Genomic DNA, 4,108 nt, shown 5'->3' with positions numbered 1-4,108 from the left:
GGCGCGCCCAGCTGCGGCGCATCCAGCAGCGCGCGCATGCCTGAGACCACGCCGTCGGAACCCACCGCCGCGCCGTAGCCCTTGGCCACTGCCACCGGTTTGGCAGGGGGCGATCCGGGGGCGTGAGCCTGCAGGCGCACGCTGCCTTCCAGCACTTCACTATGCACGCCTTGCGCGTCGCTTTGCACGCGGAAGCGCGTACCGCGCACGCCGGTGACAGCGACCGGGGTGCGGATCTCGAAGCGGCCCACGCCTTGACCGGAGGGCGCCACGGACGATTCCACGCCGCCCCTTTGCACCTGGACGACGGAATCCGTCAGCGCCGTGCCTTCGAACTGGCGCAGGCGCGTCAATTCGACCGAGCCGCCGGCCGGCAGCGTCAGCTTGGAGCCGTCGGCCAGTTCCAGCGTGACGAAGCCGTTGGCGGCGGTGCCGACCGTACTGCCTTCAGCCACGGTATCGCCGGCCCGCAGCGCTTTGCCGTCGACATTCGCCTGGCCGCTGACGTGCACGACGCGGGCGTCGGCGGGCCGCACGGGAATCATGGACAGCGGAATGCGCAATTCCAGCCCGATAGGCAGCGCTTCCGGCGTGACTACCTTGTTCAGGGTTTGCAACTGGCTCCAGTTGGCTTGCTTGTGGGTATACCGGGTCGCCAGGTCGATCAGCGTATCGCCTTGGCGCACGCGGTAGATGAAGTCGTCCCCGAGCGCGCCGGTGGGCTGGCTGCGCGCCGGCGCCATCAGCGCCAGGCAGGAAATCAAGGCAAGCAAAGAAAGCGCGCGGCAGCGGCTCATGACTATCGGTTCTCCAGGGATGCGCGCGCAGGCGCCTACTGCGGATTGGCTGCGATGTCTTCCGGCGAGCTGATCAGCTCCAGCCGGTAGCCCAGCGCATAAGAGGACGTGAGGCGCACGCCGTGCTCGGGACGCAGCTGGAGCTTTTGCCGGATGTTCGACAAGTGGGTGTCCAGGGTGCGGGAGGTCGCGGGAATTTCCCGGTTCCAGACGCATTCGGCCAGCACGTCGCGCGACATCAGGCGGCCGACATTGCGGAAAAACAGCAGGGCGAGCTCGAATTCCTTGGGGGCGAGCGGCACCACCGCGGAATCCAGGGTGATCGTGCGGGCGGCGGGTTCAATGCGATAGCGCGCCACGTCGAAGGCATCGTCCGCGGGTTCGGCAATCTGGCTGCGGCGCAGCAACGCCGCCACCCGCGCCAGCAGTTCCAGGGGGCGCAGGGGCTTGACGATGTAGTCGTCTGCGCCAGCGCGCAGGCCTTCCACCAGATCGTCCTCGCTGGAACGGTTGGTCAGGAAGATGACCGGGATGCGCGGGCCGATATTGGCGCGCAACCACCGCACCACATCGTCGCCGTCGATGTCGGGCAAATGCCAGTCCAGCAGCACCAGGTCGAATTGCTCAGTGCGCAGCGCGACCAGGAGATCCCGGCTTTGCTGATAACTGCTGCAGGTGTATCCGGCAGTGGTCAGAACTTGCTGGATGCGCCGTGCTTGATCCAGGTCGTCTTCCAGCGACGCGATTTTCATCAGACGTGTTCTCGCGAAGGTTTGCTACGCAAGCGCGCGCTATGGCGCCCTACTGCAAGATGGGAAAGGAATATATAGGTGTAAACGAATGATAACTCGGGAGGGGCCCCGGCTGGCTACGTTATGGCAAGAACTGTCAAACATTGCAAAGTTGACGAATCTTGACTGGAGTTGTTGCGTAACAACGCGCCACACTGTCTCAATCGTTCTCCCCCCGGCAGTAAGACATGGGGCGGAGCCGGTCGAGGTTGTTGGTCGTATGGAACAGATATGAATCAATTGCGCATACTTATGATGTCACCCGACGAGGCCGCCCGCGGCGTCGCCGTGTCCGCATTGCTGCAAGCTGGTATTTCTGCACGCGGTTGCTCGACGTCTCTCGAATTGTTTGGATTGCTCAACGGCGGCGGCTTTGACGTCGTGGTCCTGGATGTCGGGACCCTGGGCGAAATCGGCTATGCCCTGGTGGCGCGTCTGCACGGCTCATCGTCCATGGGCATCGTGGTCACCGGGGCCGGCATGTCGGTGGATAGCCGCCTGCGCTGCCTGCAGAGCGGTGCCGACGCCTGTCTGCCTGATCCGCAGGATCCTCGCGAGCTGGCCTGCATCCTGCTGTCCCTGGCGCGCCGCCTGCCTGCCGGGCAGGATCCGTCCTTGGCCGATCCGGCCCAGAACGGCCAGTGGGAACTGCGCGACCAGGGTTGGACCTTGGCAGCGCCCTCGGGAGCTACCATCTCGCTGTCTGCCAACGAGCGCCTGATCGTGCGTTCGCTGCTGGAAGTGGCGGGCAAGGCCGTGGGCCGGACCGAACTGGGCGACGAGTTGCAGGTCGAGGGGGGCGGAGTGCGCGCCAGCGGCTCCCGCAGTATCGACGTGATCGTCAGCCGGTTGCGCCGCAAGGCCGAGCTGGCCGGGGTCATGTTGCCGATCCGTACGGTCTACGGCAGCGGCTACCTGTTCGCCGACCAGTAGCGAGCCGCTATACTGGCTGCCATGCTTAACGGTGGCCCCCCGGCGCCGGAACGTGCGGCCGAATCCGCACGATGTAGCTCCCGCCGATTGCCGCAGTCAGTGGCCCTGATTTCCGACACCCGATTTTCGGCGTATGCGGCCCTAATTTTCGCGACCGCCGCCTAACTGGCACGCTTCTGCCGGCAACACGCCACCCGCTCGGCTTACAATTTTCTTTGACAGTAGCCCTTGATCTCAGTTATGCTAAAGGGCTTACTGCTTTATTTCGCGCGCAAAAACTGGCCGCGGTAGGGTTCAGAAGTACGGTGTCTGGGAACAGGGTGCGTCACGAGCCTTTCGTTTCAAGCCACGCGGCTTCGCGGCAACGGGTCTTTCCGGCGCCGTCGCCCCACGGCATCCAGCTTTGTGCGTTTTGTCATAGTTTGTTGGCAAGCCCGCTCTTTTACGTATACGAACGTTTGAGGCGGTTTTGCGCGAACTGCCTTCTCCGAAAGTCACTGCTTGAGGAGACGAGTACGTAAGTACTTACCCAGTGGTACGTAAAAGGGATTTCAAAGGTCATGCCTACCATTAGCCAACTCGTGCGCAAGCCGCGCGAAGTCAGCATCATCAAAAGCAAGAGCCCCGCGCTCGAAAACTGCCCGCAACGCCGCGGCGTGTGCACTCGCGTGTACACCACCACCCCCAAGAAGCCGAACTCCGCTCTGCGTAAGGTTGCCAAAGTGCGTCTGACCAACGGTTACGAAGTCATTTCGTACATCGGCGGTGAAGGCCACAACCTGCAAGAGCACTCGGTGGTTCTGGTGCGTGGCGGTCGTGTGAAGGACTTGCCCGGTGTGCGTTATCACATCGTGCGCGGTTCCCTCGACCTGCAAGGCGTCAAGGATCGTAAGCAAGCCCGCTCGAAGTACGGCGCCAAGCGCCCGAAGAAGGCTTAATAACGAGTCAGCAGTACCCCCGCGTGGCGGCAGTCCGTCACTAGGGAAGTGCGACCGCGCCATCCAGATGATGGGAAGGTGCGCGGCACGTAAGGGGTCGTCTCCATGGACGGCCATGGCCGTGTAATGAAACACGGTTCAACTGAACAGACACAAGGAAGCAACAATGCCCCGTCGTCGCGAAGTACCCAAGCGCGAGATTCTGCCCGATCCCAAGTTCGGCAGCGTCGAACTCGCCAAGTTCATGAACGTCGTCATGCTGGACGGCAAGAAGGCCGTCGCCGAGCGCATCGTCTACGGTGCCCTCGAGCAAGTGCAAACCAAGACCGGCAAAGAGCCGATCGAAGTTTTCAGCCTGGCGATCAACAACATCAAGCCGATCGTCGAAGTGAAGAGCCGCCGCGTTGGCGGTGCCAACTACCAAGTGCCGGTTGAAGTGCGCCCCGTGCGCCGCCTGGCCCTGGCTATGCGTTGGCTCCGTGAAGCCGCCAAGAAGCGTGGCGAGAAGTCGATGGATCTGCGTCTTGCTGGCGAACTGATCGACGCCTCCGAAGGTCGTGGCGCCGCGATGAAGAAGCGCGAAGACACGCACAAGATGGCAGAGGCCAACAAGGCCTTCAGCCATTTCCGCTGGTAATTTAAGGACTAA

Annotated in this window: 5 protein-coding genes; 3 read left to right on the top strand and 2 right to left on the bottom strand. The window is 62.8% G+C overall.

Features of this window, described 5'->3' with window-relative positions:
• Both VIR09_RS10700 and VIR09_RS10695 read right to left on the bottom strand, forming a co-directional pair.
• On the bottom strand, nucleotides 1–797 hold a 797-nt coding region (locus VIR09_RS10700; RefSeq protein ID WP_414639414.1), incomplete at its 3' end, for a FecR domain-containing protein.
• 35 nt (nucleotides 798–832) lie between these two features.
• Nucleotides 833–1,549, bottom strand: coding sequence for a response regulator transcription factor (locus VIR09_RS10695; protein WP_332012847.1), 717 nt, complete (start codon nucleotides 1,547–1,549; stop codon nucleotides 833–835).
• A gap of 270 nt (nucleotides 1,550–1,819) precedes the next feature.
• Here VIR09_RS10695 and VIR09_RS10690 point away from each other — a divergent pair, with 270 nt between their 5' ends.
• The 3 genes from VIR09_RS10690 (at nucleotide 1,820) to rpsG (ending at nucleotide 4,096) form a co-directional block, all read left to right on the top strand.
• A complete protein-coding gene (locus tag VIR09_RS10690; protein ID WP_332012846.1) occupies nucleotides 1,820–2,521 on the top strand; it encodes a response regulator transcription factor in 702 nt (233 codons plus the stop codon).
• A 560-nt stretch (nucleotides 2,522–3,081) separates the two neighbouring features.
• Nucleotides 3,082–3,459 carry a 30S ribosomal protein S12 gene (gene rpsL, locus VIR09_RS10685; RefSeq protein WP_005017264.1) on the top strand — a complete coding sequence of 126 codons (378 nt, stop codon included), beginning with the start codon at nucleotides 3,082–3,084 and terminating at the stop codon, nucleotides 3,457–3,459.
• Nucleotides 3,460–3,625: 166 nt separating this feature from the next.
• On the top strand, nucleotides 3,626–4,096 hold the full coding sequence (gene rpsG, locus VIR09_RS10680) for a 30S ribosomal protein S7 (RefSeq protein WP_006216561.1): 471 nt from the start codon (nucleotides 3,626–3,628) through the stop codon (nucleotides 4,094–4,096).
• Nucleotides 4,097–4,108: the final 12 nt, after the last annotated feature.

Origin of the sequence: Achromobacter sp. (assembly GCF_036567245.1) — a bacterium.
GTDB lineage: Bacteria > Pseudomonadota > Gammaproteobacteria > Burkholderiales > Burkholderiaceae_B > Achromobacter.
Note: the sequence above shows the minus strand (reverse complement) of the source record. Positions and strands in the feature narration are given on the sequence as shown.

Bases quoted from the DNA above. Each gene is read 5' to 3' on its own strand.
- VIR09_RS10695 (WP_332012847.1), bottom strand. From the start codon at position 1,549: ATGAAAATCGCGTCGCTGGAAGACGACCTGGATCAAGCACGGCGCATC.
- VIR09_RS10690 (WP_332012846.1), top strand. From the start codon at position 1,820: ATGAATCAATTGCGCATACTTATGATGTCACCCGACGAGGCCGCCCGC.
- rpsL (WP_005017264.1), top strand. From the start codon at position 3,082: ATGCCTACCATTAGCCAACTCGTGCGCAAGCCGCGCGAAGTCAGCATC.
- rpsG (WP_006216561.1), top strand. From the start codon at position 3,626: ATGCCCCGTCGTCGCGAAGTACCCAAGCGCGAGATTCTGCCCGATCCC.